General features: G+C 63.2%; 32 protein-coding genes. 7 read left to right on the top strand and 25 right to left on the bottom strand.

From position 1 onward, the window contains the following. The first annotated feature begins 181 nt into the window (after positions 1–181). Positions 182–1,120, top strand: a complete 939-nt coding sequence (locus AC3WTE_RS25850; RefSeq protein WP_492442140.1) for a hypothetical protein — start codon at positions 182–184, stop codon at positions 1,118–1,120. A 335-nt stretch (positions 1,121–1,455) separates the two neighbouring features. Here the strand turns inward: AC3WTE_RS25850 and AC3WTE_RS25845 are convergent, their stop codons facing one another. The 3 genes from AC3WTE_RS25845 to AC3WTE_RS25835 are packed head-to-tail and all read right to left on the bottom strand — an operon-like array spanning position 1,456 to position 3,219. After that, entirely contained in the window at positions 1,456–2,529 is a 1,074-nt protein-coding gene (locus AC3WTE_RS25845; protein WP_492442138.1) for an HDOD domain-containing protein, read from the bottom strand. Beyond that, positions 2,526–2,858: a hypothetical protein gene (locus tag AC3WTE_RS25840; RefSeq protein ID WP_492442137.1), complete on the bottom strand. Its 333-nt coding sequence runs from the start codon at positions 2,856–2,858 to the stop codon at positions 2,526–2,528. The genes AC3WTE_RS25845 and AC3WTE_RS25840 overlap by 4 nt, the downstream gene beginning before the upstream one ends. 19 nt (positions 2,859–2,877) lie before the next feature. Beyond that, complete coding sequence (locus tag AC3WTE_RS25835; RefSeq protein WP_492442136.1) at positions 2,878–3,219, bottom strand: hypothetical protein; 342 nt, start codon at positions 3,217–3,219, stop codon at positions 2,878–2,880. Between the two features lie 132 nt (positions 3,220–3,351). On the opposite strand from AC3WTE_RS25835, the gene AC3WTE_RS25830 reads away from it, so the two are divergent. Further along, entirely contained in the window at positions 3,352–3,744 is a 393-nt protein-coding gene (locus tag AC3WTE_RS25830; RefSeq protein WP_492442135.1) for a hypothetical protein, read from the top strand. A 288-nt stretch (positions 3,745–4,032) separates the two neighbouring features. On the opposite strand, the gene AC3WTE_RS25825 is transcribed toward AC3WTE_RS25830, so the two are convergent. The 8 genes from AC3WTE_RS25825 to AC3WTE_RS25790 all read right to left on the bottom strand — a co-directional run bounded on the left by AC3WTE_RS25825 (position 4,033) and on the right by AC3WTE_RS25790 (position 11,359). Continuing rightward, a complete protein-coding gene (locus AC3WTE_RS25825; protein ID WP_492442133.1) occupies positions 4,033–5,502 on the bottom strand; it encodes a nuclease/transposase family protein in 1,470 nt (489 codons plus the stop codon). Positions 5,503–5,618: 116 nt separating this feature from the next. Continuing rightward, a complete protein-coding gene (locus AC3WTE_RS25820; protein WP_492442132.1) occupies positions 5,619–6,209 on the bottom strand; it encodes an IS607 family transposase in 591 nt (196 codons plus the stop codon). Further along, the gene (locus AC3WTE_RS25815; protein ID WP_492442130.1) at positions 6,206–6,373 is read right to left on the bottom strand and encodes a hypothetical protein; all 168 of its coding nucleotides are present in this window, start codon (positions 6,371–6,373) and stop codon (positions 6,206–6,208) included. Before AC3WTE_RS25815 ends, AC3WTE_RS25820 begins: the two co-directional genes overlap by 4 nt. Before the next feature lie 761 nt (positions 6,374–7,134). Continuing rightward, on the bottom strand, positions 7,135–7,608 hold the full coding sequence (locus tag AC3WTE_RS25810) for a DNA N-6-adenine-methyltransferase (protein WP_492442129.1): 474 nt from the start codon (positions 7,606–7,608) through the stop codon (positions 7,135–7,137). A gap of 38 nt (positions 7,609–7,646) precedes the next feature. Beyond that, a complete protein-coding gene (locus AC3WTE_RS25805; RefSeq protein WP_492442127.1) occupies positions 7,647–8,273 on the bottom strand; it encodes a hypothetical protein in 627 nt (208 codons plus the stop codon). A 361-nt stretch (positions 8,274–8,634) separates the two neighbouring features. Then, positions 8,635–9,447 carry an HAD family hydrolase gene (locus tag AC3WTE_RS25800; protein WP_492442125.1) on the bottom strand — a complete coding sequence of 271 codons (813 nt, stop codon included), beginning with the start codon at positions 9,445–9,447 and terminating at the stop codon, positions 8,635–8,637. Positions 9,448–9,841: 394 nt separating this feature from the next. Next, positions 9,842–10,237: a hypothetical protein gene (locus AC3WTE_RS25795; protein WP_492442123.1), complete on the bottom strand. Its 396-nt coding sequence runs from the start codon at positions 10,235–10,237 to the stop codon at positions 9,842–9,844. Between the two features lie 477 nt (positions 10,238–10,714). Then, positions 10,715–11,359 carry a hypothetical protein gene (locus tag AC3WTE_RS25790; RefSeq protein WP_492442121.1) on the bottom strand — a complete coding sequence of 215 codons (645 nt, stop codon included), beginning with the start codon at positions 11,357–11,359 and terminating at the stop codon, positions 10,715–10,717. Between the two features lie 232 nt (positions 11,360–11,591). On the opposite strand from AC3WTE_RS25790, the gene AC3WTE_RS25785 reads away from it, so the two are divergent. Then, entirely contained in the window at positions 11,592–12,059 is a 468-nt protein-coding gene (locus tag AC3WTE_RS25785; RefSeq protein WP_492442119.1) for a histone-like nucleoid-structuring protein Lsr2, read from the top strand. Positions 12,060–12,315: 256 nt separating this feature from the next. Here AC3WTE_RS25785 and AC3WTE_RS25780 read toward each other — a convergent pair whose 3' ends face one another. From AC3WTE_RS25780 to AC3WTE_RS25750, 7 genes are all read right to left on the bottom strand, one after another. Then, on the bottom strand, positions 12,316–13,587 hold the full coding sequence (locus tag AC3WTE_RS25780) for a hypothetical protein (RefSeq protein ID WP_492442117.1): 1,272 nt from the start codon (positions 13,585–13,587) through the stop codon (positions 12,316–12,318). Positions 13,588–13,731: 144 nt separating this feature from the next. Then, positions 13,732–14,295: a MerR family transcriptional regulator gene (locus AC3WTE_RS25775; protein ID WP_492442116.1), complete on the bottom strand. Its 564-nt coding sequence runs from the start codon at positions 14,293–14,295 to the stop codon at positions 13,732–13,734. Between the two features lie 22 nt (positions 14,296–14,317). Then, positions 14,318–14,617 (bottom strand): hypothetical protein, encoded by a 300-nt coding sequence (locus AC3WTE_RS25770; RefSeq protein WP_492442114.1) that lies wholly within the window; start codon positions 14,615–14,617, stop codon positions 14,318–14,320. A 171-nt stretch (positions 14,618–14,788) separates the two neighbouring features. Further along, on the bottom strand, positions 14,789–15,352 hold the full coding sequence (locus AC3WTE_RS25765) for a hypothetical protein (RefSeq protein ID WP_492442112.1): 564 nt from the start codon (positions 15,350–15,352) through the stop codon (positions 14,789–14,791). A 383-nt stretch (positions 15,353–15,735) separates the two neighbouring features. Then, complete coding sequence (locus tag AC3WTE_RS25760) at positions 15,736–16,200, bottom strand: NUDIX hydrolase (protein ID WP_492442111.1); 465 nt, start codon at positions 16,198–16,200, stop codon at positions 15,736–15,738. After that, positions 16,197–16,586, bottom strand: a complete 390-nt coding sequence (locus tag AC3WTE_RS25755; protein ID WP_492442109.1) for a hypothetical protein — start codon at positions 16,584–16,586, stop codon at positions 16,197–16,199. Before AC3WTE_RS25755 ends, AC3WTE_RS25760 begins: the two co-directional genes overlap by 4 nt. Positions 16,587–16,651: 65 nt before the next feature. Further along, on the bottom strand, positions 16,652–17,383 hold the full coding sequence (locus AC3WTE_RS25750; RefSeq protein WP_492442107.1) for a hypothetical protein: 732 nt from the start codon (positions 17,381–17,383) through the stop codon (positions 16,652–16,654). Positions 17,384–17,563: 180 nt separating this feature from the next. Here AC3WTE_RS25750 and AC3WTE_RS25745 point away from each other — a divergent pair, with 180 nt between their 5' ends. Genes AC3WTE_RS25745 through AC3WTE_RS25730 form a run of 4 tightly spaced genes read left to right on the top strand, consistent with a single transcriptional unit; the run spans position 17,564 to position 19,603 of the window. Continuing rightward, a complete protein-coding gene (locus AC3WTE_RS25745) occupies positions 17,564–18,211 on the top strand; it encodes a hypothetical protein (RefSeq protein ID WP_492442105.1) in 648 nt (215 codons plus the stop codon). Continuing rightward, a complete protein-coding gene (locus AC3WTE_RS25740; protein ID WP_492442103.1) occupies positions 18,208–18,810 on the top strand; it encodes an RES family NAD+ phosphorylase in 603 nt (200 codons plus the stop codon). The genes AC3WTE_RS25745 and AC3WTE_RS25740 overlap by 4 nt, the downstream gene beginning before the upstream one ends. Before the next feature lie 17 nt (positions 18,811–18,827). Continuing rightward, positions 18,828–19,214: a hypothetical protein gene (locus AC3WTE_RS25735; protein ID WP_492442102.1), complete on the top strand. Its 387-nt coding sequence runs from the start codon at positions 18,828–18,830 to the stop codon at positions 19,212–19,214. An 8-nt stretch (positions 19,215–19,222) separates the two neighbouring features. Next, positions 19,223–19,603 carry a hypothetical protein gene (locus AC3WTE_RS25730; RefSeq protein ID WP_492442100.1) on the top strand — a complete coding sequence of 127 codons (381 nt, stop codon included), beginning with the start codon at positions 19,223–19,225 and terminating at the stop codon, positions 19,601–19,603. A gap of 79 nt (positions 19,604–19,682) precedes the next feature. Here AC3WTE_RS25730 and AC3WTE_RS25725 read toward each other — a convergent pair whose 3' ends face one another. From AC3WTE_RS25725 to AC3WTE_RS25695, 7 genes are all read right to left on the bottom strand, one after another. Continuing rightward, entirely contained in the window at positions 19,683–19,964 is a 282-nt protein-coding gene (locus AC3WTE_RS25725) for a hypothetical protein (RefSeq protein WP_492442098.1), read from the bottom strand. 286 nt (positions 19,965–20,250) lie between these two features. After that, complete coding sequence (locus tag AC3WTE_RS25720; protein WP_492442096.1) at positions 20,251–20,886, bottom strand: DUF6745 domain-containing protein; 636 nt, start codon at positions 20,884–20,886, stop codon at positions 20,251–20,253. Between the two features lie 558 nt (positions 20,887–21,444). After that, a complete protein-coding gene (locus AC3WTE_RS25715) occupies positions 21,445–22,368 on the bottom strand; it encodes a hypothetical protein (RefSeq protein WP_492442094.1) in 924 nt (307 codons plus the stop codon). A 546-nt stretch (positions 22,369–22,914) separates the two neighbouring features. Continuing rightward, on the bottom strand, positions 22,915–23,517 hold the full coding sequence (locus tag AC3WTE_RS25710; RefSeq protein ID WP_492442092.1) for a hypothetical protein: 603 nt from the start codon (positions 23,515–23,517) through the stop codon (positions 22,915–22,917). After that, complete coding sequence (locus AC3WTE_RS25705; RefSeq protein WP_492442090.1) at positions 23,486–24,058, bottom strand: hypothetical protein; 573 nt, start codon at positions 24,056–24,058, stop codon at positions 23,486–23,488. The genes AC3WTE_RS25710 and AC3WTE_RS25705 overlap by 32 nt, the downstream gene beginning before the upstream one ends. Further along, positions 24,028–24,816 (bottom strand): hypothetical protein, encoded by a 789-nt coding sequence (locus AC3WTE_RS25700; protein ID WP_492442088.1) that lies wholly within the window; start codon positions 24,814–24,816, stop codon positions 24,028–24,030. The genes AC3WTE_RS25705 and AC3WTE_RS25700 overlap by 31 nt, the downstream gene beginning before the upstream one ends. Before the next feature lie 34 nt (positions 24,817–24,850). After that, the gene (locus AC3WTE_RS25695) at positions 24,851–25,180 is read right to left on the bottom strand and encodes a hypothetical protein (protein WP_492442087.1); all 330 of its coding nucleotides are present in this window, start codon (positions 25,178–25,180) and stop codon (positions 24,851–24,853) included. Positions 25,181–25,203 lie beyond the last annotated feature (23 nt).

The raw sequence follows: 25,203 nt of genomic DNA, 5'->3' as shown, positions 1-25,203 counted from the left end.
AATCGTCCGGCGTCATGCGAGATCAGGGCTATTTATCGCGCGTTGCACAGTATTCGCTCGCCTCGTCGCGTCGCCTGGCCACGCTTAACAGCGGGATTCACTCGATGAGCGCAGGCATCCTTGTTACTCACAGGTGTCACAAAGCTATGTCAAAGTTGACAACATACGCAATACTTTGATTATGGACCCTGTGGACGCCCTCCTGCAGAACGCGCGCCAGCTGCTCGGCACCACAACACCGGCTGAGCCCACACCCGGAACCTACGGAACCTCCAACCTCGCCGACGCCCACCCGGCCAGCTGGGAAGGCGACACCTCCACCACCGCCAAGGCCACCAGCACCACCCTGGACGCTCAGCGCGACCAACTGCGTACCAGCCATGCCGGCGCCGCCCGCACCATTGCCGCCGCCAGCACACTCAGCACCCAAGCACGCACCCAGCTCGACGCCGTCCAAACCGCCTGGCAACAAGACAAAACCGCTCTCGCACCCCACTTGGGCACCGGCGACGGCAAAGCAGCCCTCATCCAAGCCGCCCAACAACGTGTCACCGAAACCACTCAAATTGTCAAAGACACCGCCACCAACTTCCAACAACTCGCCCGGCAGCTCCCCGCCGCCGGGGACCTCCCGGCAAGCGGCGATCACGACGGTGCTCACGCCACAATGGTCGACAACAGAACCAGCACCAACCCCGAGCCGGCGCACGGAAAAGACCCGCGCTACTGGATTGACGTCACCAAGATCATTCACGTGCCCGACGGCCAGTACGCCCCCAGCGGCACTACCCAAATCGGACCCAACATGTACTACCCGTCGCCCGACACACCCGGATTCGCGACGCCGCCGCCGCCGGCCGCCAAATACCCACTGGACTTCAACGACATCCAACGCACCGCACCGGGGCAGTTACCCGACTACAACCACACCACACAGGCTCCTGGCTGGGCTTACCCCCGCCCGAACCCGTTCCAGCCTGACCCTCCGTGGACACCACATCGGCCCATCGACATTCGCGATATCGTTCAGGTGCCCCCAGGAAGCAAGGCCCCATGGGGCTACAGCGAGTACGCACCCGGATGGTTCGCCCCAGACCCAACCGCATTCGACGAGCACTAACTAAGCGTCGACACGCTATCGCGTGTACTCGTACGCGCCCGCGCGACAACCCCCGGGGTCGTCCCAACTGCCGCCCGCGGGGACGTCGAGCTGTCCGACAACGTGCACGCAGTGCGTGTAGAAGTTGCATTGCTTTGCAGTCATATCTGCCGGGCACTGTGAGTCGGCGTGTGCAGCCCCCGTGATCGGCGTACCCCCCACGACGGCAACGGCGACCGCTACCATCGGCGCTTTCCACCTCCAACGCATATGGTCATGCTCTCGCGTCGTGGCTGGTGCCACCGGATTTTGCGCGAAAATGTGCCGCCGGGGTAGCGGGCGCGATAACGCAGCGATCACTTCACTGACGAAAGCGCCACGGTCGCAACCGTCTTCCAATCGGTGACATCGGTCAGCGTCCAGAACGTCTGCTGCCTGATGACCAGCCGCCCCTCGCCACCAGCGAGCTCCGAAAGCATCGCCAAGACGTCCGCCAAATCGAAAGTGTGCAGTACGTCAGAGACGATAGGCCGGCAAGACTTCTCCTCGCCGTCACCATCTCGTCTGACGAAGACCTGGTACCAGGTCCACCCCAAGTCGGCGCCCGCCGCCGCCGACGATGCCGCCGCCAGGTCCTTCGCCATTTGCGCTGCCTGACGGGGCACCAACGACGCCCCAGGCTTGGCTAGTTTCACCGAGACGACGTACTCGGGATGCTCGAAGACAGTCACCGCGGCAACCGCATACGCCTCGTTCTCCCACACCGCTTCCCAATGCGGCGGCCAAGCATCGTTAAGCTCAACACGTTGCGGCACAGCAACATTGAATGGTCCGTGAGCCGCAGCCTCGGCCGCTGCGTCCCGAATCACCTCGGCGCGCGCAATCAGCAGCGGCCCTGATACCGATACCGCCCGATGAACCGGATCGCTCGGCGGATAACGCCGCAGCACTTCTTCCAGCCGCGACCGCGGATCAACCGCTGATCCGTCGGGACCGCAATGGAGGTCCGCACATGACAATATCGCCAAGTCCACTTCGCGTGGCACGAGGAATTGAGCCAACGCGCCAGTCAGGTTGCGTTCGCGCGCCTCGGTCAGCGCCCCCGTGTGGTAAGCGACCAAACCCACCACCTGGTCATTGAACGGCCAGTTGCCTGTGGCGAGAAAGGCAGCACCGTCGACCGGGTGAAATCCAGTGCGCCGCAACGAAATCGCATATCCAATATCGTGGAGCCACGCCGCCGTGACAATATCTTCAGCAGAGTCCGGGGCTAGCACAGCGGCCAGTTCCTCTGCGCGCCGGGCAACGGACTGAGTGTGGGCCCATCGGCGGGGCAGCTCGTCGGCGAGCAGGTCGTGAGCTACCTGCCGGGCGAGCGCCACCACGCCCAGTGCCTCATTGGACAGTCGCTTGATCCCAACGTGATTCACTCGAAAACTTCCCTCTGAGCGAGTACTCGGTTCGACTCCCCCGCATCGTCGGAGGGTAAATACCGCCAGTAGACATCCATGCGGCCGTCAACGTTCGTCTTCTCCACCAGCCCGAGCCGCGACATGGCGATCAACTGGGAGTACACCGGCAACCGCCAGCGCCGCCATCCGCATCGATCGGCGGCGCATGGAGTATTGGCGTGGATGCAGCAGTTAGCCGCGATCATCTTGCACGTCCGCTCCGTTGACACCGCGGCGGCCTCTTCACGAAGCGCAGCGAGGATCTGATCGCGCAAGGCGATGTTGCGCGGGTCTGAGTGTCGGCTCATTGTGATATCCCCAGCCCTATCAGCGGGTTGACGCAGCGCCGAACCCGCTGGTGCCGTCGCGCTTTCCGGCTTCGCCCTGACCAAACATCAGCGCCGCTGTATCTGTCGACCTAACACCGCCGTCAGGGGCCGGTGGCTGCGAGATGGAAGTTGCTGCTCGTTGAGCCCGGTACCGCCGCCACGCATCCCACCCACGTTTGGCCAGTAGGACAACAAAAACCACGGCAGCGGCCGCCGCGATCCAAGGCAGCGCGTGAACAAGCCACGACACGGCCATCGACGCAAGTCGACCTACGCCCCAATGCATGAAGGTGTCACCCAATCCGTGGTGGGAATGGCCGGAAGCGTTGAAAGTCACCATGTTCCGACCGTAAGAGGCCGATCGGCGGTTATCCAGAGGACCCAGACCCAAGCGCCTGACCCTCGTCACCCGTGTAGATCGGCCCTCAATCTTGCTACGTTCATAGACGTGCCACTGATTACCCTGCATACCATGCACGCCGGAGCGCCAGAACTGGTCGCGCAACTGCCGGCGGTGGCCACCCTCGCCCTGGTCCTGGAACAGACCGAGGACTACCGCTACTGGTACGGACGCCTGTCCGTACCGTGGCATATTCCGCTTCCCACCGATGTCAACCCCGCGCGCCTACCCCCCGCATGGGTGACTCGACATGGCCAACAGCTGTGGCTGGTGGCCCACGACCTCATCGTGGCATTCCCCTCCGACTCACCACCGCTGACCAACGACCAAACCAACGTTGGCGTCGGCGTCGCTGCCGTCATCGACCCCACATTGGTCCAAGCCCAAACGATGGACCCGTCCAAAGTGATCTATACGGGCGGCTTCAGCGGCGATGTAACCCTAGAACCATCCACTCCAAGTTAGGACGCACTGACCTGCCAGATGTGCTACCGCACCAGACAGCGCAGCTAGACGTGATGTCTCAGGACTTCGGTGACACGGGACTACACCGCTGTCGCCAGTCGTCCCAGGCCCGCAACTCTGGTGACTGTCCGCTTAGACGTTGCCTGGTACTTGATCTGGTGGCCGGCGATGTAGCGCGCCGCGATCGCCGTTCCACAACCGTTCCTGTTGAGTGAGCGGGAGTGAGTTTGTGGCTCGTCTCCGGGGTGCTCTGCCGCCCGAACGATGTTGGCGGCGCTGGCGTGTGTTCTATCGGTCCGGTGGGCCTGCGGCGTCGTGCGCCTTCGGCGTTGCGGTGACACGCGAGCGAGAAGGCTGGGGTCGCCGTGCGGCTGGCCTGGCCGGCTGGCCGTCACGCGTCCTCTGTCGCGTAACGGGTCCGACAGGCCTGCGCCGGGCACGGTGGCCCAGACTTCTCCTGCCGATCACGACCGCGGCGGCGCGGTGGCCGTCGATGGTCGGGGCGGAAGTCTGGAGTGCGGGGAGCCAGTGCTGGCGTCCCCATCGGGACGTGTAGGCAGGATCGACAGCGATCACCGACAGCCCTGCGGTAGCAGCCATTCCAGCTAGCCGGTTGCGGAATGTGGCGGTCGGGATGCCTGCGACGGTGCGGCGGAACCGTTTGCCTCGGCGGCCCCGGCCCATGGTTTCGCGGCCGGTGCTGCGGGCATCGCCGAAGCCCAGGTTCTCGATGCTGATCGATGCGCAGCCATGGACGGAGGCGAGGTGGATCAGTCGGGTGATGACATGGCGGACCTGAGCGTCGCGGCGGGAGGTGGAACCGGTGAGGGCGAAATCGAGCCGTTCGGGAACGCCGATGACGTTGCCGTGTGGATCAACGACAGCGGCGTCGACGTGGCCGGCGTTGAGATCTACTCCGAGTGTGCGTTGGCTGCGCAGCGCCCCCAGCGGTACGGCGGACGCCTGTTCGTAGACCCAGGACGCGTCGAGATACCAGCGTCCCCGCGGGTCGCGGTGTACGTCGTACCGTACCGCCCGGTCGGCGGTGATCCGACCAGCCCATTCATCACCACGATGGGTACTCAAGGAAACGGGTGCGGTGATCGTCAACCTGCTCCCATGCTCGGGCACCAGGGCGCCGGGCACCTTGATCATGAGCACGCCTTCGTCGGTGACGCGGATGGTCTCGTTTCCGAAGCGCTTGCCGGACTCGCCATCAGCGGTGAGGAACATGCGCTCGTCGGTCCAGCGTTTCTCCCACTGGGCCACGGTCATCGGTGTGTCGGCGAGATTCTGGCGGTTGCGCCATAACCGGCTGCCACCCACGACCATGCGTGGCTGCCCGGCCTCCTGTCGGGCCCGTGCTTGCACCAGGAGAGTTTCGAGGTGGGCCTTGCGGCGCGACTTGTGGAACCGCTCCGCTTCGGAGGCATACCCACGAACCGGCTTTGCGTGCGGCCGATTCAGGTCGCGAGAGTTGCCGCCGATGGGTGCGGCCAGCCGAGCATCCAGTGTCGAGATCGCCGCCATCAACGAGTCGACGTGAGTGTTCAGGCCGCGCATGCCCAGGTCGTAGGAGTCGATGGCGGTGCGGGTGATCGCCCCGGCCCACCGCGACGACGTCGCAGCGGTGAGGGCCTGCTTACGGACCTGTCGCCAGGCGGCCTGTTCCTTCTTCGTGGCCGCGCCCAGCGCAATCCGGTCAACCAGTGTCGCCCGGTACTGCCGGCCCAAGAACACGCCGATCTGTTCGAGCACCGCCTCTTCCTCGCGCGTGAGATGGACGCGGGTACGGGTCCGCACACCTCTCGGAGGCGCGACAACGAACGGGTCTACGATCGGCCGAAGCCCGGACTTGTTGCGCGCCAACATATTCACGACAACCCGCCATCTGCTGGCGCGGCGGCGCACTCCAAGGCTCGTTTCGCTCGGTCCTTGGCTGAGCGGCGGCCATACAGGCGGGCGCAGAACGACGTCAGCACCTCGGTGATGTCACGCACTAAGTCGTCCTCGACTTCGCCGTCATCGAGCACCACCAAACGACGACCGGACGCAGACAGAGCCGCCTCGACGAGTTCGGTGTTCATCCGCCCGAGCCGGTCTCTGTGCTCCACGACCACAACCGTAACTTCGGGGTCCGACAACAGTCGGCGCGCTTTCGCCCGTGCCCCGTTCATCCCTGAACCGATTTCAGCTTCGCTGCGGACAACACGATGGCCGGCCTGCGCGGCCCATGCAGTGAGCCTGGCTACCTGCCGCGCCAGGTCGTCCTTCTGGTCGTGTGAGGACACCCGGGCGTAGAGGCCGACACCCTCGGTTGATATTGCGGTTGCACCTTCAGGATTCACCAGGATCAGTCGCGTCCCGATCCGTTGCGCAGGAACTGGCAACGTGCCGTCGCGGAACATCTTGTAGGCGGTCTGGGGGTGAATCCCCTGCGCCTGCGCCCACTCCTTCAGATTCATCGCTGAAGGTCCCGCATCTTTTGCCAGGTACTGAAGTCCACGCCGTTGCGGGCCTCGCGGCTACTCAGGTACTCGGCCGCGTCGTCCAGCATCGTCGACAACGCGGCCGGCGAGGTCCAGATGGCGTAGCCGTCGCCATAGCGTTCACGTAACGCGTCCCCCACGCCCGATGGGTTCGATACCTTTCCGTCAGTGCGCGGCCCCATAAGCGTCGATGCGCACCCATCGCAGACCAGGTAGCACTGCGGTGGGCCGACAACCCTGACCACGTTCCCTCGCCGCTGGACTGTCGGTGGCTTCGTCGGCAGCACCAGCGAGTACTCCTCATCAGAGCCGGCGGGAACGCGAACCGCCCCAGAACACACCGCGCAGGACTGAATGCGAGTCAGACTCCGAGTCACGCCAATATCGTACTAAACCATATCAAATCGTACTAGAACGAACTATAGAGCGAATAACTGCGTACCCCGCGCTTCACAAGGCCGTTAAGTCCGCGCCAGGCAAACGAACTCGGACGCCCCAGATCCATTGGCCGCATCCACTTTCCCGGGTAGCCACCGCGCCGCAGGCAGTCGAGCGCGAAAGCTTCAGCTTCCGTCAGCTTTTGCTCCACGGCTGCCACTGGAGGGTCATCCGCCGTCATGCTGCAAGCTCGCCCTGAACCAAATCGGCAGGATTGCGGCACTCGCTCATCCCGTCAGCCCAGTGCACGTACACGGTGCCATCGATCAAGACGTTGGCGACTACACCACAGCGTGTCACCCAATTCCGCATAGGGATGGACCGATACTGGGCCCAGTTGGTCTTGCACGACGGCCGACGCCCCTGTTGGTGCACTCATCGCAACTGCCCTTTTCTCCCGGTGAGATGACGACTCTTGTGCTGACCTTTCCGCTAACCCGACGCGGCTGAGCACAGCTGCCCATCAAGCACAGCGACGCCGCCAATCCTTGAAATACGTTCCTGGCAAACCACTCTCGGCGAGAAGTTGCGCATCTCGCGCCCCGTATGCCACCAAGCAACTCGGCGCTCCACTGTTCGCGCTGGCACGGCTGCCGTCGGCGTGGTGAAAGTGCAACCGGCCATGCAGGAACAAGATCGCATCAGCAGCACCCCACACATGATCAACGAACCCGGCTGTCTCGGTCCGCGCGAACATCAGAGCGGTGCCTTGCCCATGCACTGCCAGACGACCAACCCACTGATAAACATGCTGGTTATATGGCGGGTTCAACCACACCCGGCCCTCCCACGGAATGCACAATCCGTCGGTGGGCAAGCCGTAGTGGCGGCGCGCAGTCGGCCAGATCGTCGGGTCAGGGGCCGCACACGGATCCATGTCGAATTCACCTAGGGCATCGAGAATGTGACGTGGCGTCAACCAAACATCCGACACCATCCGCGCCCCTTGGTGCCCTCCGATTCCTCGGCCTCGGCTCATTGCCCCACCCGCCCGGCCGGTGAGCTCACGCCCGCGGGCACGGCCAGAGCAGCTCCACTGGCCTCACTGGGTGCCAGCGGGCGGCGCCCACCCCGGACAGCGCTGGCCCCCGCATCCAGCGCAGTACCATTCGCGCCGTCGGGCACATGGAACATGAAAACGACCCCGACGCGCGACGATGTCTCCCACATCCGATTCAGCATCTCGCCCGAAGTCATGCCCGTGAACGCTTCGTCCAGGGGATATGCATTGCTGTACCGGCGAAGCCACTCAATGATCAACTCGCGCACCGCATCTAGACAAACCCCGACCGCCACCACGTCCACTCGTTTGGCGCGAGTCGTGTCACCGTCACGGTAGGTGCACACGACCAGGGCACCGGTCGGATCGCACTGCACACTGCACCAGCTTCCGGCCGAGTAGTACGCGACGTCGGTGGCCTCCACGTCGGTGCCACCGGTCGTCGACCATTGCTGACGGAGGGTGACACGAAGCATGTTCGCCGGGTAGACATGAGCGCTGGTGAAAGTGACCACGCTGCCGTTCGCGAATTCGACGATCGCGGGCGCGAATTCTTCTAGCGCGCCATCCGGGACGTTCGGCGCTGGCCTGGGATCGGTCATATTTCGAGACTATGGCGGGCATGGAACATCTTCCAGAGGAAGATAATTGGCGCGCCCAGACTGTTCCCGGGGTCGTTCATGCGTCGAGACCGGCCAGCGCGTGACAGCCAGCACTGGCGCATTGGGCCAGGTTCACGCACGGCAGCCACAAATCATGCTGGAGCGCCCCCGTCTACGACGACTTAGGTGTGGTGCTCCACGGATTCAGATGGTGCTTCGGTGGGTGATGCTCATGCGGACCTTTGCCGGTCGGCTCCATACGAATCTCGCCGTTGACCGACCCCTGGTGGGCCGCAACACCCGCGGATTGAAACGCCACCGCGCGGGGCGAGCAGCAGCGTCCCGAAAGGCCGCGGCGCATTCATTTCCGCGGACAGTTCGACGCCTGTAGCAGGCACCGCGCGAGAATTTCTTCCGCCGCCGTTGCACCGTGCGCCGTGGTGACGGTACAACCCCCTCGGCCAAGGCCCGAATGGGAAGGCACCATGGCGATACTTGCTGCACCGACGAGCCCGGCGTCCAGTGCGCCATCGCCGGCCGCGATAAATGCCGCGGAAGCGGAAAGTTCGCCGGCGGATTCCAGACGCCGCTTAACCTCCAGAACAGCGTGAGATTTGCACAGCGATCGAGGCACCGTGTAGACCGTCCGATCCTGCCTTATTACTTGCCAGCCGTGCCGTCGGCACCAATGGCTCCACGCATCCACAAAATCGGCCGGCAGCGTCGATTCGTCTACGACGCAGTACACGAAAAGGCCATCAACAACAACGACTTTCCGCAACCACGCGTCGCTGACACGGCGGTACAGGGCCTGCAATACCTCCCCGAGCACAGCACTTTCGGCACGAATGGACGCCGCCACTGTCGCACCCCACACCGGATCGGGCTGCCCGTCAACGAGGATGACGCCGCCATTGGCGGCGACGCCGAACCTGTACGGCCGGCCAGGCAAGGTGATGCGCTGGTATTGAGTAACGCTGCGTGCTGTGGCCGGGACAACCAGGTGGCGCGCGGTCAACAACGTCAATAGGTGGACAGCGGTGGGCGTCATGAACGAAACTTCCCTGCCGTCCCTGATTTCGACGCATACGGCGAGGGCATGATCGGTCTCAGAGAACCACCGGCTCGAATAGATCAAGGTCCGATCTAGGTCGACTGCGATGAGTGCGGTCACGGCATTCCGCCCTCGTTCCACGCTCCGAAGAGGTCCGGGTCGCTGAACTGCCGCTTAAGGTCGCCCAGCCCGGCCGTCTCAACGGGAAAAGCCCGACGGATTCGGTCGACATGCTCACCTCTCTCGTACGCCCGCTTGACGCTTTCCATTTCGTCTGCGGTCCAATGATGGGCCGTGGCCACTCCAGGTCGAGCGACCCTGTAACGCGAGTCGCCGCGAGAAGGACCAAACTTTTGCGCCCTGATCGCGCTGTCGTCAGGACCGACGAGATAGCCCGACTCCCGTAGGCCAAGCAGTTCATCAACGCTGTTGTAGACACCAACCCGGCGAAGGCTGCCTTCGCCGCGGTACGCGCGTTCTCGTGCCGCGAATAGTTCGTCCACTCTCATGTTCGTTAGCCCCCAGCCCCCACGGTTGTTGGCGTGGCGCAGGTGACCGTCGCGAGATGGGTTAGCGCTTGGTCTTGGACCGTCGCGATACCGCTCGCGATATCGAACACTGGGTAGTCGTGCCGGACCGCGAGATCACCGATGACTTCGCTCCGGAATCTGTTGTACCCCGCCCACTTCCGAATCTTCTCTTCTGACCATCCTCGTTGAGCCATCCAACTCTGCGGGTTCGCGCGCGCGATTTCCACCAGCCGATCGGCCATGTCGTCCGCGGTATCGACAACGAAGATCGCCGCATGCGGCAGCTCCATTTCCGCAACCCAGTCAGGCCAAAGGCCGCCCTCCATGACGACCTCATGGACCGCCGCCCCCGCGTACGCCCGCGCCGCCGTCCAGAGCACAGCATCACGGTCCCTCAGTTCGTCCAGCCACTCCCTCGGGCTGTGCGTAGCGATGCTCGGGGCTTTACGTAGAGCGCAGAGGGCATCTCCCGACGCGACGGCGACAGCCGCGTGCAACAGATGGTCAAGGTGGACTAACTCGACTTGACGGGTTGCAGCCCATCGCCGCGCCAGTGTCGTCTTGCCCACTCTTGCGGGACCACCGACCAAGGTGAGACTTCTTGACCTCAAGGAATCCATCGCATTGTCCTTTCGCTCGATCAGCAGCCGTGAACCAACAGATCCCCGGGTCGGCCGCAGGTACGGCAGATCGCCTTGACATCACCGAGAACCTGCGTGACGACTCGACCTCGTTGCACAGCAGACTGTTTGACCCGGTCCGAATCTTTTGCGCCGCAACTCCGTGCGGTCGAACGCGCCGTTCCAGCGATAGACCGCGAACTCGACACGGCCGTGGAGTCGACACCACCCGCATCGTCACGACGCGCGCTCCACGGTTTCACCGACGCCACGAATATTGCCCGCGACCTGCTCGAAGAGTCGGGGCTGATGCAGTCGGCACGGACACCCTCCCCCGCAGAATCCGCACCGCCGATGTGAATCCGGCGTGAAAGCCATTGGCGCATCCCGCCGCAGCGGCTCACGGTAGGCCGTGCGTGCCGCCGCGGCCATCAACGAGATCGACACGTCGATCGGCAGATGTTCCGGCACCAAGCGCGGCGCAACGACTTTGGTGCGAAGCACCGTCCCACACTGCACCAGTAACCCCCAATCCTGCGGAAGTTCCTCAGGTTTGACGATCGATGCATCCGACACCACCAACCACCAGTGATGGACATATCGCTTGAAGGCCTCGGCCTTGGACAGATCTTTCAGCTCCGCGAGCCAATCCGATCGCGATACCTTCACTTCATGGCCGTGCAGCGCCAGCGTGCTGCCGTACGGCTGCCCGGGGTACTTGTCCACAGCGACGAAATCCACAATGCGCGTCACTGTCTTCCGCGAGTGCCCCAGCGTCGACGCAACATGCTCGGCTCTGACCCACCTGTCCGCGATCGTGCCACGCCGAATAGCCGTGTACCTCTTCTGCAGCAGATCGAGCATCTCGCGTTCACTCGACACAGGCCCATCTCCTTACTCTGGATGGCCACGAGCCCTCTGCTGGCCGATAACTCAACTGGTTGGCCACACGGCTCGGCAACACACCTTCACGATCTGGCTGCACCCCGTTGTGGCGTCGACAGGCCATCATGACTCGACACTGACATGGCCTCACGGCACCTTCAAGACCACGAGGCCCGGTAGCATTGCGCCCGGCAACCTAGCAATCGATTAACACAGAAAGCGGGCATTCGTGGGCAAAAAGGTGACCATCGAGTACGAAGACGACCTCGACGGCGGCAGCATCGACGCTGAAGTTGTTGACACCGTGAACTTTTCGTACCGAGGCAACGATTACACCTTGATCTTGACCGCCGAAAACGGTGCCCAGTTCGACGCAGATATTGCTCGCTATATCAGCGCAGCCAAGAAGGCCCAGGCCCGTGAAACTCGGCAATCGCGCGCGAAGAAGGCGCCGGCGCCGACGGTCCGCAAGTCCGTCGCTGCAGTCAAGAAGGCCCAGCCTGCGCGTGCACGGGTCGCCAAACCGGCCCGCGCCGCGCAGACGAAACAGCGGCGCGGCCCCAAGTCCGCGACCGTCGCCTCTGCGACCGACCAGAATCGGGCGATTCGCCAATGGGCTGTAGCCAACGGCCACCCCGTGTCCAAGCGTGGCCGCATTGCCGCCGACGTGATCGAGGCTTTCAACGCAGCCCACTAATCGGCCACGCCGTGTCCGGAGAGCCGCCGACTCTGAACCAGGTATCTAGCAAGAACTTTCGGCGATGGGCAGGCACGCATCTCCGCTGCTGGTCAGACTGCGCTCACCTGGATGTGGTGTTCGATGACGTTGATATCGATCGTCGGTTTGGGCGCCACGCACAGACGTCGCACGTCCATTCGGTGGTCCATCGAGCTGTTCGGTCTCATCGCACGGGTCCAACAACTGCCACGAAGCAACGACGATGACTAAAGCGTCATCGAGCAGCTTCTTGGGCCGGAGTTGACACTCTCGCCAGGGTGAACTCCTTGAGTGTGCCGTCAGGGCTTTTGATGATCCCGTGCTGAAGGCCGGCAGTGATCGGCATGCCTTCTTCAACGGTGCGAGTCACTCGCTCCGCCAAATATTCACGGCCCTGTTCGCTGATCCTTTCCATAATCGCCTGCTCCGGCCGCGACATCACCACACCTCCACCCCGAACGCGCGCTTCCAGCCGCTCCAGTGTCAACGCATCGTTGCTGAGCCGGTGCAGCGCATGGCGGATCGGAACTGCATTGGGGCAGTCTGGGGCGCCCGGCAACACAATCTCAGCGTCGAACAGACCCGACAGCACGGGCGGATCCAGTTCGGCCGTAGTGAGTACTACCAGCCGCTGATGCCGACTGATCATCATGTTGGCCAGATCGATAATCAGCTGACGCAAGCCCCACCCGTCCAGAGTCCCGTCAGCGTCAACGATGATCGTCTCACCGCCTCGCGACACGCCATTCTTCCGGTCGTTGCGTCGATCAAACTGTCTGACAAATGCCCGCTGCGCATCCCTGACCATCAGGGTCTCCGCATCAACAACCGTCAGCTTCTCTGCCGCGACGTCGTGGAATTCGTATTCGGCTCCGCCGAATGATGTGTTCCCAGAGTGGATGACGGTGACATGTCGACCTGCTTCGACCTCTTGCTCAACCAGTCGCCGGCCGCACACTGTCTTCCCAGAGCCGATGGGCCCATACACTCGCACGGTGCGCGCCGCGTCCGGCAACTGATCGGTCTTCCCGCCGAATAACGGGGCGATCTCGGTACGACTGGAGCCAAGGAGCCGCGGGGCCGCCTCGACCAGCTTGATCAGGTACCGCCGATCGACATTAGAAGCCGCCTCCTCAGCGACAGCGCGCCACACCTCCGCCTCCACGACATCGTGCAAACCCCTGGCCCCCAACTGGTCCCGGCGAATCCGATAGGCGGTCAAGCCGGCGGCGAGACCGAAGATGACAGCCCCGAAAGCGCCAATACTCAAGCCAACGTTCATCGTCTCCACGATCGCGGTGTGCACTGCATCCGAGAGCCACCACCTGGCGGACTGAGAAGAAATCTGTCCGGTCAGCGCGTCCGTCCCACCTAGCTCGTACACGACTATCACCACAGCCCCCACGACCAACGCGTCAATCGCGGCCGCCGCCAAACACCCGACGGCCACAGCCAGATTCAACGGCGAAAGGCGGCTGGGCAACAATGTCCGTCGCGTCTGGTTCATGTTCGGATTCCGACCTCTCTGATGCGGCTACTGGACTGATGCCACCATCAACGCTCACATGAGCGTCCGCCCTCTTCAAGACCAGCACCGCGGCGCTCTTCACCGCCGCCTCCCGATCACGCGAAAGGAACCCGGCGATTGTGACTAGCTCGCTCGGGCGCGACGCGCAGCCAGTTCGTCCGGAACAGCATTCGCAGCAACGACCCCGGTCACCGTCTCGGCGGGGAATCGACCGACATCCGTGCGCAGGTCAGGTAAGGAGGCGCCGATCGCGATGCCAAACACACCCTGACCACCGGCCAACAGATCGACCACATCGCTGGCGGATGTGAACTCGTAGATGCTGATGCCGTCTGAAACCAGGGTCAGCCCGGTGAAATCGGAGACGCCCCGGCAGCGGAGCGCTTCAACCGCAGACCGTATGTTGGCCAACGATATGCCCGCGTCCAGGAGGCGCTTCACGATTCTCAGAACCAGTAGGTCATGGAAACTGTACAAGCGGACTGTGCCGGACCCTGAGGCGCTAGCGATCGACGGTACGACAAGGTTCGTTCGGGCCCAGTAGTCCAGCTGGCGGTAGGTAATGCCGACGATCTCGCATGCGACAGGCCCGCGCCATCCGCGAGTGGAGTCAGTGAACTCATGCATGTCAGTGAACACACCAGTTCCGAGGTCGTCAAAAGTGAGCTGACTCGGATCGTTGTTCATAGACCACTCCATTCCCTGCGCGCTAGTCGTCGATCTGCTCGATGATCGGCCCAAATCTGTCGCCACGGCCAGCATTCCAGGTCTTCGCGGCCTCACGCAGATGACCTCGAACAACCATCGCCAGAATCAGAACCAACAGAATACGAAGAAACAAGGGCATCCCATCCTGCCCCCGCCATCCAGCCACCAAATCCGCTGCCACCCATACCCATACGATCGCCCAGCCCACTTTCCAGGTCGCTTTGAGCTGATACGTCGCGAAAGTCGTTTCCGCCGCGCCAGTTACGGCACGTTCATCACCAACGAAGTCCGCGTCACTCATACGCGATCATTTCCCGGCTCGCCTCAGCCAGCTTCTTCACACGCGGATCAACTGCCCGCCCCGTCTTAACGCTCGCCACGACAGCCGCGCGCGCGGCGGCCCGGCGTACCCGAACACTACGAACCGGCCCCGATGTCTTCGGGATTCGAGTCGTCCCGAACGGAAGACCGCTCATGTGCCCGCCAACCCGAGACGTTCGCCAGCCATACCGAGTACAGCGTCTTGCGCTAGCCAAGCAGATTTGATCAACGCCTGCCGGACATCGGCGGGCCTGCCTTGACTGGACAGGTCAGCGATCCTCTGCTTCGCGCGTCGCACCGTCTCGCCGGCGGCCCGCAGTACCGCGGCGGCGTTGATGCCACCAACTTTGCAACCTGACCTGACCCGCCCCGCGTGAAGCCAGCGCTGTTCATCTTCATTGATCACGACGAACAGACCCCGAATCGGGGCAGCAGGCGGAACGTCAGCGTCCTTGGAATCAAGAATGTCCGCGAGCCTGATTAGCTCGCGACCATCTGCGGCCGGCCAGAAGCGCCCAATGATTTCACCGTGATCACGGGGACGAGCTAAATCAGCTGATACGTCCGAAAGCCCCGGCAGTACAGGCGATCCAGTGACCGAATGGCGGGCACTTCCACAACCGACAATCATGACCGCTGACGCACCGACGAGCATCACAACGATCACCCGTACAAATTGCTTCATCGGCGCGACGCTGACTGCTGCACGCTTCATTGGTGTCGATCGCCGTGAGGTAGCCGAGCTGCCCGCAGCGGCACCCAACGCAATGTGGGCGACGCGGGTCGGGGCGTGGTCTGCGTACCAGATCGTGCACAGCTCGAGCTCCCCGATGTCCAAGTCCCCCGATCGACAGGTGCGGAAGCGTTGTCGACCTCCGGGTCGGAGGCGACACTGTCGTCGAGCGATGCAGCCACCGCCATTTTGGTTCACTTCCTCTCGGGTCACCCAGCGCCGCATACAGCCGCTAAATCCGACCCTATGAGGCGGTGCGCGCAAATGCACGACCACCGGACGCGGGATCAAACGCCGCGAAGTGCTGCGGCGCTGGCGGCGATCGGGTCGATGTGAGTTGGGGATATTCTCAGCCAAAGGCGCCGCTAGCGGTCTGGCAGGTGAAGGTCATCGCCGCTGTCTCCCTTGGCCGTGCTGATGATGGATTGTCCGTTATGGACGCGCGACTGCGCAGTGTCACCGAACGCGTCGAACACGCGGATCCCGAACGCCGGCGTCATTGACTCGCGCACTTGTCTGGGTGTCATCCACTGCACCTCTGCGGCTTCGGCGGTTGCGGTTAGTACCCCCGAGACCGGTCGGCAGCGGTACACCAGGGCCACCACCCCCAGTGCCACGTTCTTGTACACCCCGGTCAGTCTCTGCACGACTACCTTGACGCCGGTTTCCTCCAGGACCTCGCGATAGACACCCTCCTCGAAGGACTCGGCGAGTTCGAGCACCCCGCCAGGAGCCTGCCACTGGCCGTTGTCTCGACGCTTGATGACCAGAACACGTCCGTCGTCGCGAACAACGACCCCCGCCACGCTGACCGAGTGCTGGACGCTCACGCCGACCCCGCCGGTGCATCTGCTTTATAAGCGGCCTCAATTTCGGTGACACGATCACCGTGCCCACGCTCACGCGCGATCCGCGCGGACACGTTCCACACGGATTCCAATTCGTCGTAGCGCTCGCCAGTGAAGATGTAACCGATCTCCTCGATCACTCGGCACACACCGTTGAGTGAGCGCATGCTGATGCCTTGGCTGAATCTGAAATACCTTGCCCATTGGGCTAATAGGTCGGGGTCGCGCGCTGCGATCGCATCTTCGAGAGTCCCGTTGGGCCGGTCCACCAACCAATCTTCGGCGGGCGTCTCGTTAATTTTGACGTCGTCCCTGGAGTGGAGTGCGGGGATTCCACGTGCCGGCCGTCCGTCTCGATAGGCGTTCATGCGGCTGTCGCCTGGGCGGTAGTGGAGGTTCGCGTCGAGTGGCTCTGTCGCATCATGAGTGAGGCCTACCGGCTGGCCAGGAGTTGTCCGAAGGAGCTGTTGAAGCGCAGCATCAGCAGTTCATAGGCATCCGTTGTCCACCCGGCGACAGTGCCGATGAGGTCCCGGGCGGCCAGCGCCGCATATTCATCGCCGTGCATGCAGCTGCTGAGGTTGCCTAGGTGATCCCAGTCATTGTCGTCTCCGGCTGCCTTCAACGCACGTCGGGCGGCGCCGGCAGCGACTGTCGCCTCGCCGGATCGATCCTCAGGGAGTGCGTTCACGTACAGGCGGTGAAGCTCTGGCCAGTGCCCGGTGTACCGGTCAGGATGATCATCGTCGAACAGGAACGCCAACTTTGTTGCTACTAGCAGGATTTCGTCTGCCTGCGGACCAAGCACCTCACCGGGATTCAGGGTCTGGACGATGTTCCACTTATCGGCATCACACCACGAGCCATCGCCGCCAATGTCACTGTGCGGTTCGACCCGGTAAAGCCCGACGTTGACCGGATGCGCTATCCACTTCTGCAGTGAAAGCCCCCCGGCCGCTTCAAGGTTCAAACCCCGGGGGGCAGATCCCCATGCCGGCAAACCGCCATCTACTTCGATTAGATCGCCTACCGCAGAAGCTGTTTCGCCATCTGCAATCCATACCGCCAGGTAGAAGCTGGGCTTGGTGATGAGACTATTTTCGGCCATACGCCCACCCTGACACTTGCCTATAACCCCTTCAAGACCACCGGTCAGGCGTTCCACAACGGTGATCACACGGCTCTGCGGGGGGGGGGGGGTGCTGGTTCGTACGCGGCGCGAGAATTCCAGGGGCCACCAAACAGCGCTGCAGCCCTCCCCGACACACCGAGTCGCCAGGTAGCCGACGCACCCGTTCCCCGCGCAGGCACCGCGCTGGCGCGAATAAGGCGGTATCATGGCGACATGACTACGACAGAAGTGGGCCTCGCGCCGCTACTGGCCCAGGTCAACACCGCAACCCAACTCCTCGCTGCCTCCTCCGAAGTGCCACCCGAGGTCGCAGAACTCATCGACAGCCTGGATACCCGACTGGGCACTCCACACCCAATCGACGCTGACGCCTACCTGACCAACACACTCTGGTCAGCGGCCTTCCGCGCAGAAAAAGCCCTGCGCCACGACAATCCCGACGACGCACGCCGCGACGTCCGCCTCGCCCTTGAACAAGTCCGCCAAGCCCTGCGCGACATCGTCGACCGCCGCCCCTACAGCGACGACGTACCCATCGGCGAAGTACTCAACGCCACCATGGCCATTCTCGATGCACCACAGAACGCCGCCTCCGAGCTGTTCGGAGTATCGGTGCGCCAGCTGCAGCGCTGGCTGGCCCCGAGCGGGACACAACCATCCGGCTTGGACGCCGCCCGCGTTCGGATCGTCGCGCAGATCGCCAACCAACTGCGCCACACGTTCACCGGCCCTGGTGTCTTGGCCTGGTTCACCCGTGTGCACCCGATGCTGGGCCGCGCACCCATCGACATGCTCGCCGACCCGGCCGACTACCCCGAGGTCCTCGCCGCGGCCACCGCCGCCCGCGCGATGACGACGTGAAGCTGCAGGTTTTTCGGCACGCCGCCTATGACACCCCGTGGTGGGCGTTTCCGAGTTCGCGGGCGGGCCGCTTCCACCGCGCCCGCCACGACACCGTGCAATACCTGTGTCTGCACCCGCTCGGCCCGGCCGCCGAGATGCTGCGCCACCAGATCGGCCCGGGCGGCGACCCCGACCACGTGCTGCTCAACCTGTGGACCGCGATCGTCGACGTCCCCGACGTGACGGAGATCGACTTCGCCAACTGCACCGACTACGGCATCACCCCCGACGAGCTCGTCGGCGAGGACTACGCCCCCACCCAGCACTTCGCCGACACCGTCCGACGGTCTGGCGCGCCGGCGATGATCGTGCCCTCGGCAGCGCTACCGGGAACCCACAATCTGATCGTGTTCGGCGCCAGAGTGTCACACCCCTACCTGGAGCCGGTCCGTATGGCCGAAGAGGTGCCGACCGGGCACCTGACCGACGGCGCCAGACCCGCCGCCGAGGTCGCCGCGCACGTTCGTTGGCGCGGCGAACCACACAGTGCCGCAGATCAATTCAAAGCCACCGGCCGCTACCAGCGGTTCACCGATCCCCTACCAACACGCTGGTGAACCCTAGAATCGGCCTTATGACCAGCCACGACGCACCCCACCCCTGCCCCGCGATCGACACCGCGACGCGGCCAGACTGGCGACGCACCGGACACAATCACTTCCCTTACGCCGCAAACCAATCCGGGAAATGGTGGGTGCTCCGCTGCAACTTCGGCTTCCCCGAGCACGACATGTACACCTTGTTCGTCGACGACCAGGCCGCCGCCGACATCACCGCCGACCCTGACCATCCCCTGCCACTGCTTGCCAGCATCGGCGCCCTGCACCCGACCAATCCTGACCCTGCGATCCCCCTGCTCGACGACGACACCGCCACCAGGGTCGTGAGTTCGGTGGTCCGCTACGCCGACTACGGAAGCGAACACGGCGACCCGTGCCTGTTCTGCTCCACCAACAGTTGAGACTCGCGATGACTGACAGTCTTGAGATCGTTATCGCCGCCGACGACGTCGCATACCTGGCAGCGGTACTGCGCGGCGAGATCGACGCCGAAGATGTCGACCTGACTGACACCAGCGGCATCGAGATCGGGCTACAGCCGGCACTTTTCGAGCCCGCCGTCGAGGATGGCGAAGTACTCATCGAGGTGCGCACACCGCGCTATCACCTGATGGGTGGATGCCATGGCACGCTGGCTGGCCATATCGCCGATTCGATCGACGGGTCGAGTGCTGTGCAAGTGCCAGTGATGCTGTCCTACCGTGTCTCGAGTGCACCCGAATCAGAGCTCATCGAGGTGGCAGTGTTCTTCGTCGCTGAACGCCCCGTCACACCGACTACTAGAAACTAGTATCTGGCTGGCGTGTTCCATGGCGTTCGTTTAGACGAACTGCGTCCATTCAGAGTTTCCGATAGCCGCGTGAGGACGCTCACGCTCTCGGAGGGCTGTCGCAATCAGCGCGGCCGTCAAGGATCGCGATCAGGTCTGAAGCACGCAGGACGGCTGTATCCGTGATTGTGCCGTCGTCGTCTTCGATTTCGAGAACATCGAACGGGTTGGCACACAGCCGCCGCAACCGGTCGATCTTCGCCAAGATGCCTTCCAGGTCAAGGGAAGGCTCTCGGTCCAGCCCCGAATCGCGCCGGCGGACGACGATCTCCAGATCTGCATCGTCGCCGAACGCCTTGACAGCACGCAGCATGGTGGACACGAAGTCATCGGGTTCGTGCTGTCCGCTGCCCGGCCATGGGGATTCAGTGACGACCGCCGAGTGAGGTCCGGTGCGGTTGCGGACACGAATTGTGCCCGACTCGCCCCGGTTACCCCTGATAGAAGACTCCGCCGCCAACTCCTTGTACCCAATCTTTATGTGTCGCTTAACTTCAGCAAGACCTCATCTGTTGATGGACCGATCCGAATCGGTCGGTCAAACTGCCGGGCCCCCGCCGGCCGAGGTGGCACCGGGCGAGAAAACAGTCATCGCCGCGACCTCCTACCTAATCCGAACTCGCGGCGCGGAGCCGGCGAAGTGGTTCGGCGCTGGCGGCTATCGGGTCGATGTGGGTTGGGGATACTTTCAGCCAATGGCGCCGCTGGCCGTCTGGCAGGTGAAAGCCCTGGGTGCTTACCACGATTCGCCACCTGCCTGTTGCGCTCCGCAACTTGGAGGGGATGTTATACAGGTGCAGTGTCTGCCCGGGATGCTGGGGGTCGGGTGCTGAAGCAACGGGTCGCTCGCCGAGTTCTAACAAGACGCTGTCCCATCCGAGCTTCTCGGCACCACACCATTGCGCGGCGCCCCACTCCTTGAGGATTCGTGTTACATCCCAGCTTGTTTCGATCAGGTCCGCGGGAACGGCCTCTCCGTGCCAGCAGTAGACGCTGAATCCGTCGCGGTAGATGATCGCGGGGCCGTCCGGGTTGTGTGGTCGACCTTGTGGGTCGGTGTGGATGTGTTCGGGTCGCTCGGTGGCGATGACGGTGTCATTCATCGGCCACCACCAGCCTGTGTTCCGCACGACCTGGATGCGTCCCTGCATGGCGGGCACTGGCACGTCGAGGGAGCTCAGTAGCGCCGCCAACCACGACGAGCTCTCTGGGCTGTGTGAGAACCCTCTCCAGCCGTCCCACATGTAATTCGTCAGGGTTGGTGCTGATTGGCTGCCGTAGCTCCAGGATGCGGTGTGGAGGGCAATCGAAGCGGTGATTTCAGGCCCGACGTAGCCGAGGTGCGCATGAACCCTGGCGGTGGTGGTCCGAATATTTCGGGCGAGGTCTCGGCGATGGGATGCCAGCGATCCCGGTGGATGTTGGCGCGCAGAACGTCGGCTACAGCCTTGTTCATGTTGTCCTGCGCTTCCCAGGCCCACCGCTCGGGTCGTGTTCTGCCTAGCCAACTTTCGACTTGGGTGAGGAAGTGTTTGTAGCATCGCTCGCGGATTGATTGATCGCTGGCCTCCCAGGAGTTTGTCCATGAGGTCCGCACGGTGTGGCCGTGCATCCACATGAGGCTTTGCGCCAGGGCCCCGGCCAGTGGCGAGTCGAACCAGAGAACTGTTTTCGGAGGTTGGAGGCCCTCGGCCCGATACATCTGGCGCATTCCGGCTTCTGCAGCGGCCCGGTCAACTGGCCGGGTGCTCATCGTGTCGGCGTGCCAGCCTTCGATGAATTCGGTTAGCGCCGTGCATCGTTCAGCGGTGAGGCTCTTGAGCCCCTGCGCCGGGCGCCAAGAAAGCGGATCGCGATACTGTGTCGGCCGGTAGTGGGACCTCACCGGATCTGGGTGCGTGGTCGCGGTGAATCCATCCCGGTACACCGCGGTGCGGACCGGCGATTTCCTGCACTGTTGAGGGACGATCGGCCAGGATCGCCACATCCTCAAAACCGCACCACCAACTGACCTGCCGCGCGACCTGGATCAGCCCGGCCGCATCGTACGGCTCGATGCCCAGCGCCGCCAGCGCAGCGAGGTAAATGATCTGCTGGTCGATCGGCTGATCGAACAGGGCGTCGAAGGCCCACAGGCCACCGCCGTTGTTCCACAGTAGGTTTCGGGCGGCGAGCGCCGCCAGGTGTCGCTCGATGTGTGCATGGGTTTGGCGCCACTCGACCGCCGGCACTCCGGTGAGCTGTTTCTCCCAGGGCTTGAAGTCGAACGGGTTCACGCGACTCGCGTTGTTCACCAAGTCTTTGGTGACGCGCCTGGCTCTGTCGTGCTTTGAGTACCGATCACGCCCGACGCGCACGCCCGCGTCGCGCAGGGTTGCCGTGATGCGGCGGGGATCCACCGGATCGCCTTGCACGGAAGACATTTCGTTGATGTACAGGCCGCCAGCGACGATTTCGGCTGCCATCACAGCGGCCAGCGGTGAATCGAACCACAGGTAGCGTTCCGGCGCTGGCAGTCCCATGCTCTTATAGGCGGTTCGCACACCGGCCTCGGCCACGTCGCTTTGCGACGGTGCGCCTCTACGCTCTGCGGCTATCCAGTCCTCACGGAAGTGTTCTAGCGCCGCAAGTCGTTTCGGGGTCAATCGTGGAAGCTCGGCGCGGTGCACCAGTCCATGACCGCCCAGGCCGCGGACCCGCTTGAAGCGGTGGATGGACTCGCCCACCGCGGGCGTTCCGGGGCACGCATCAATAGGTAGGCCATGCCAGAGCCGTGTGCACCGGCAGCGGCGTTCGGCCGGGACGGCAGGTTCACCGGCGGCGAGCTGCTCGTCGACGAGATTCTCGATCAGGTGGAGCACCTGTTGCTCCGGGTTCGCTTGCTGCGGTGTTGTCATGGCTGTTGCCTCCCTTGCTCGTACCTTCACCGGATGTCGCTAGGCGCTGGTCCGCCGGCTGAACGGCGGAGCACCCACTGATGAGCTGACAGCAGTCCGGAGACGACTCCTCGAATCTGGGCGGTGTCTATGAGCGTGAAGTCTGGCCACCAGTCCAGCCCCCGCCCTGGCCCGCCAGAAATGCCGACGCATCCATCGCACGTGATCACCTTGAAGGTGCGGTCCTCATACCAAATCTCGGTGCTGTACTCATTGGGTTCGCGCCCCGAAACCTCTACCCGCAGTGGGTTGGTCCGGATACTGGCTGCGGCTGCTGCTCCTGCGAGGCATTCAATCTCGGCACGGAGCACGGCTAGCGCATCAGCCGCCGTCGCCTCATGAAGTGTCATCACCGGTCCTTGCTGTCGTTCCGCCTAATCTGGACCGTTCGCCTGTGTTTAACCGCGCGCGGTCGACAAGCAACCAGCATTGAGCGTGCAAAGCGGCTAGCGCCGGATCTATCGCTACATCCGTGGGGCGGCACTGACCCACGTCAATCCCCGCGGGCATCAAGGATGCCAGCCCGAGCCGAATAGCGGTGGCGACATCCGCCGGGTAGGAGTCAAGTTCCGAACGTGTCAGTGGAGCCGTCGGGACGATCGGCAACCGTGGCGCCACCACGGCAAACACTGTCCCCCCGGCATAGGCGATGACTAAGCCGAGGATCACCTGTGCGGACAGCTTGTCGCGCGCGTTCAGGAAGAGCCCCGCAAGTAGTCCGATGAGGCTCGCCCACAAGAACTCCCACCAGATCACCCGGTGAAGCAGCACGGCACGACGAAGGCGAGCGCGGTCGACAGGATTGACCAGCAGGACTTCGCTCCCCTGACTTCCATCTGCTGATAGGTCGGTCCGAATCAGCCGGTCACCGGCCGGGCCCTGGCCCCAAATGGCCCCGAGCGAGAACTCAGTCATCATCGCCGTCCGGAGCGTGGACATATCCGTCACCGACCGAGGTGATGACCAAGTCCGCTAGGTCTTCGGAACTGACCCAGATGGTGACGCACCGGTTCTGTTCGCTGTAGTCGAACCATGTGACATGGTCGAAGCGGTCGAAGACGACAGGCATTTCGATGCGCTGCCCATGACCGTCTGTTTCGATCTCGCACACTGGATATTCGCCCCACTGCCCGGTGTTGAAGGTCGTGGTGCTGGCGGCCCAGCCGCGTGAACGCAGTTCTGCAGCAAGCGCTTCCGCCGTAGCAGGAACGCAGAGTGCATCGGCCGCGGAGCACGGATTGTGTTGCTGCTGCGCTTGAACGATCGCGCGGACGCGGCCCTGGCACGCTTTCCGGTTGGCACACCGCCAGCCGGATCCGGGTAGTTTTGTCGGCTCGAATTTGTAGCAGTATTGGTGTTTGGTGACACCACAGACGCAGCACGCATGCGCTTGACGAAAAGTCCCCACGGCGGCTCCCTTCTGTTCCGAATTGCGCGGCACCTGACGAGTCAGCGGCGGTGCGCCGGCGTCGATACGCACACCTCGGCCTGAGCTGACCGGTACCTGATGCCAGCAAGCGGCTGGTCATCAGGATGAAGTAGCTCGCCATGCTGCTCCTCGAAGCCCCGGCGCAGCGCGTCGTAGGCCTGCTGGTCGATCAATCGCCCGATGTGTGGGCGCACGGCCAGCGCGAGGTACGGGTCTGTTGTACCCGTGCACTCCCGGTGGGAGAGCAGCCATTCGAAACCGCCAACCTTGCCGAGAACTTCGGCCGCTCGTGACGCTTCAGACCCCGTGTTGAAGTGCTCGCCGCTACCGTATTCTCCGGCGTACCACGAGTCGTACGGCGTGGAGCCATACCGACAGGCAACCTCATGCAACCGCCAGTACTCAGGACTCGCCGGATCGACGAGCCAATCCCGCAGTAGGCGATCCTCGACGGCGGCATATTGGCTGACACCGCCGCGGGCCTCCCCGGTCGCGACCACCCGAACCGCGCGGTAGCCCGTCGGATTTCTGTGCCACATATCCCATACCTCGACGGCAGCCCAGTCGTAGCCGTCAAGGCTGTCATAAAGCTCGAACGACTCCGGGCTCGAATGGAACACTCTGTTGGGCAACCAAACAACTCCCGGCGGCGCCGTCGCCATTGTCGCTAAGTCCTCCAGATACTCCTGCCCATCTGGGTCAATCACGAGCCACTTCGGGGAGTCTGGACCCGCCTCCTTCGCTGCCGAATCCGAATGCGCATCACCCAGTACCTCCCTGGCCGCTACATCATGCTCCTGCATCGTCATACCTCCTTGGGTTTTCGCACCTTCACCGGTCGGCCTAGACACCGTTCACAACCCACTTGGTCTTGCCATCGTTGACATAGATGACTGTGTAATCGCGGGTAGCCTCAAGCAATTTCGCGTATTGCCCGGCCCTAGACGAGTTCGCAAAGCGCGCTTCGGCCATGGGGTCAGCCTTGCCCGGAAGGACCTCGGCGGTCACGGTAATCGGCACCTTTTGAAGCTCGGTCGCCACTCGCTCAGCTGCTCGGGCGAACAACAGAACCTCGGGTTGGTGCCGCGCATCCGCAGAGTCGAAATCATGAGGTCGACGAATCGCCTCCAGGTCCTCCGCGATTGACCGTACCTCACAAGACTCAGCGGTCATGTTCCGAATTTCCTTTCTTCCGT

This window comes from Mycobacterium sp. FW102-FHT13B02, from assembly GCF_058790275.1.
Note: the sequence above shows the minus strand (reverse complement) of the source record. Positions and strands in the feature narration are given on the sequence as shown.

Excerpts from the sequence above, each read along its gene's own strand:
- AC3WTE_RS25820 (WP_492442132.1), bottom strand. The coding sequence starts at position 6,209 with ATGAATCTGAAGGAGTGGGCGCAGGCGCAGGGGATTCACCCCCAGACC.
- AC3WTE_RS25780 (WP_492442117.1), bottom strand. The coding sequence starts at position 13,587 with ATGAACCAGACGCGACGGACATTGTTGCCCAGCCGCCTTTCGCCGTTG.
- AC3WTE_RS25850 (WP_492442140.1), top strand. The coding sequence starts at position 182 with ATGGACCCTGTGGACGCCCTCCTGCAGAACGCGCGCCAGCTGCTCGGC.
- AC3WTE_RS25810 (WP_492442129.1), bottom strand. The coding sequence starts at position 7,608 with ATGGTGTCGGATGTTTGGTTGACGCCACGTCACATTCTCGATGCCCTA.
- AC3WTE_RS25755 (WP_492442109.1), bottom strand. The coding sequence starts at position 16,586 with ATGAACGCCTATCGAGACGGACGGCCGGCACGTGGAATCCCCGCACTC.
- AC3WTE_RS25775 (WP_492442116.1), bottom strand. The coding sequence starts at position 14,295 with ATGAACAACGATCCGAGTCAGCTCACTTTTGACGACCTCGGAACTGGT.
- AC3WTE_RS25835 (WP_492442136.1), bottom strand. The coding sequence starts at position 3,219 with ATGGTGACTTTCAACGCTTCCGGCCATTCCCACCACGGATTGGGTGAC.
- AC3WTE_RS25805 (WP_492442127.1), bottom strand. The coding sequence starts at position 8,273 with ATGACCGATCCCAGGCCAGCGCCGAACGTCCCGGATGGCGCGCTAGAA.
- AC3WTE_RS25770 (WP_492442114.1), bottom strand. The coding sequence starts at position 14,617 with ATGAGTGACGCGGACTTCGTTGGTGATGAACGTGCCGTAACTGGCGCG.
- AC3WTE_RS25765 (WP_492442112.1), bottom strand. The coding sequence starts at position 15,352 with ATGAAGCGTGCAGCAGTCAGCGTCGCGCCGATGAAGCAATTTGTACGG.
- AC3WTE_RS25720 (WP_492442096.1), bottom strand. The coding sequence starts at position 20,886 with ATGTGGGACGGCTGGAGAGGGTTCTCACACAGCCCAGAGAGCTCGTCG.
- AC3WTE_RS25735 (WP_492442102.1), top strand. The coding sequence starts at position 18,828 with ATGACCAGCCACGACGCACCCCACCCCTGCCCCGCGATCGACACCGCG.
- AC3WTE_RS25745 (WP_492442105.1), top strand. The coding sequence starts at position 17,564 with ATGACTACGACAGAAGTGGGCCTCGCGCCGCTACTGGCCCAGGTCAAC.
- AC3WTE_RS25695 (WP_492442087.1), bottom strand. The coding sequence starts at position 25,180 with ATGACCGCTGAGTCTTGTGAGGTACGGTCAATCGCGGAGGACCTGGAG.
- AC3WTE_RS25830 (WP_492442135.1), top strand. The coding sequence starts at position 3,352 with ATGCACGCCGGAGCGCCAGAACTGGTCGCGCAACTGCCGGCGGTGGCC.
- AC3WTE_RS25710 (WP_492442092.1), bottom strand. The coding sequence starts at position 23,517 with ATGTCCACGCTCCGGACGGCGATGATGACTGAGTTCTCGCTCGGGGCC.
- AC3WTE_RS25700 (WP_492442088.1), bottom strand. The coding sequence starts at position 24,816 with ATGACGATGCAGGAGCATGATGTAGCGGCCAGGGAGGTACTGGGTGAT.
- AC3WTE_RS25840 (WP_492442137.1), bottom strand. The coding sequence starts at position 2,858 with ATGAGCCGACACTCAGACCCGCGCAACATCGCCTTGCGCGATCAGATC.
- AC3WTE_RS25730 (WP_492442100.1), top strand. The coding sequence starts at position 19,223 with ATGACTGACAGTCTTGAGATCGTTATCGCCGCCGACGACGTCGCATAC.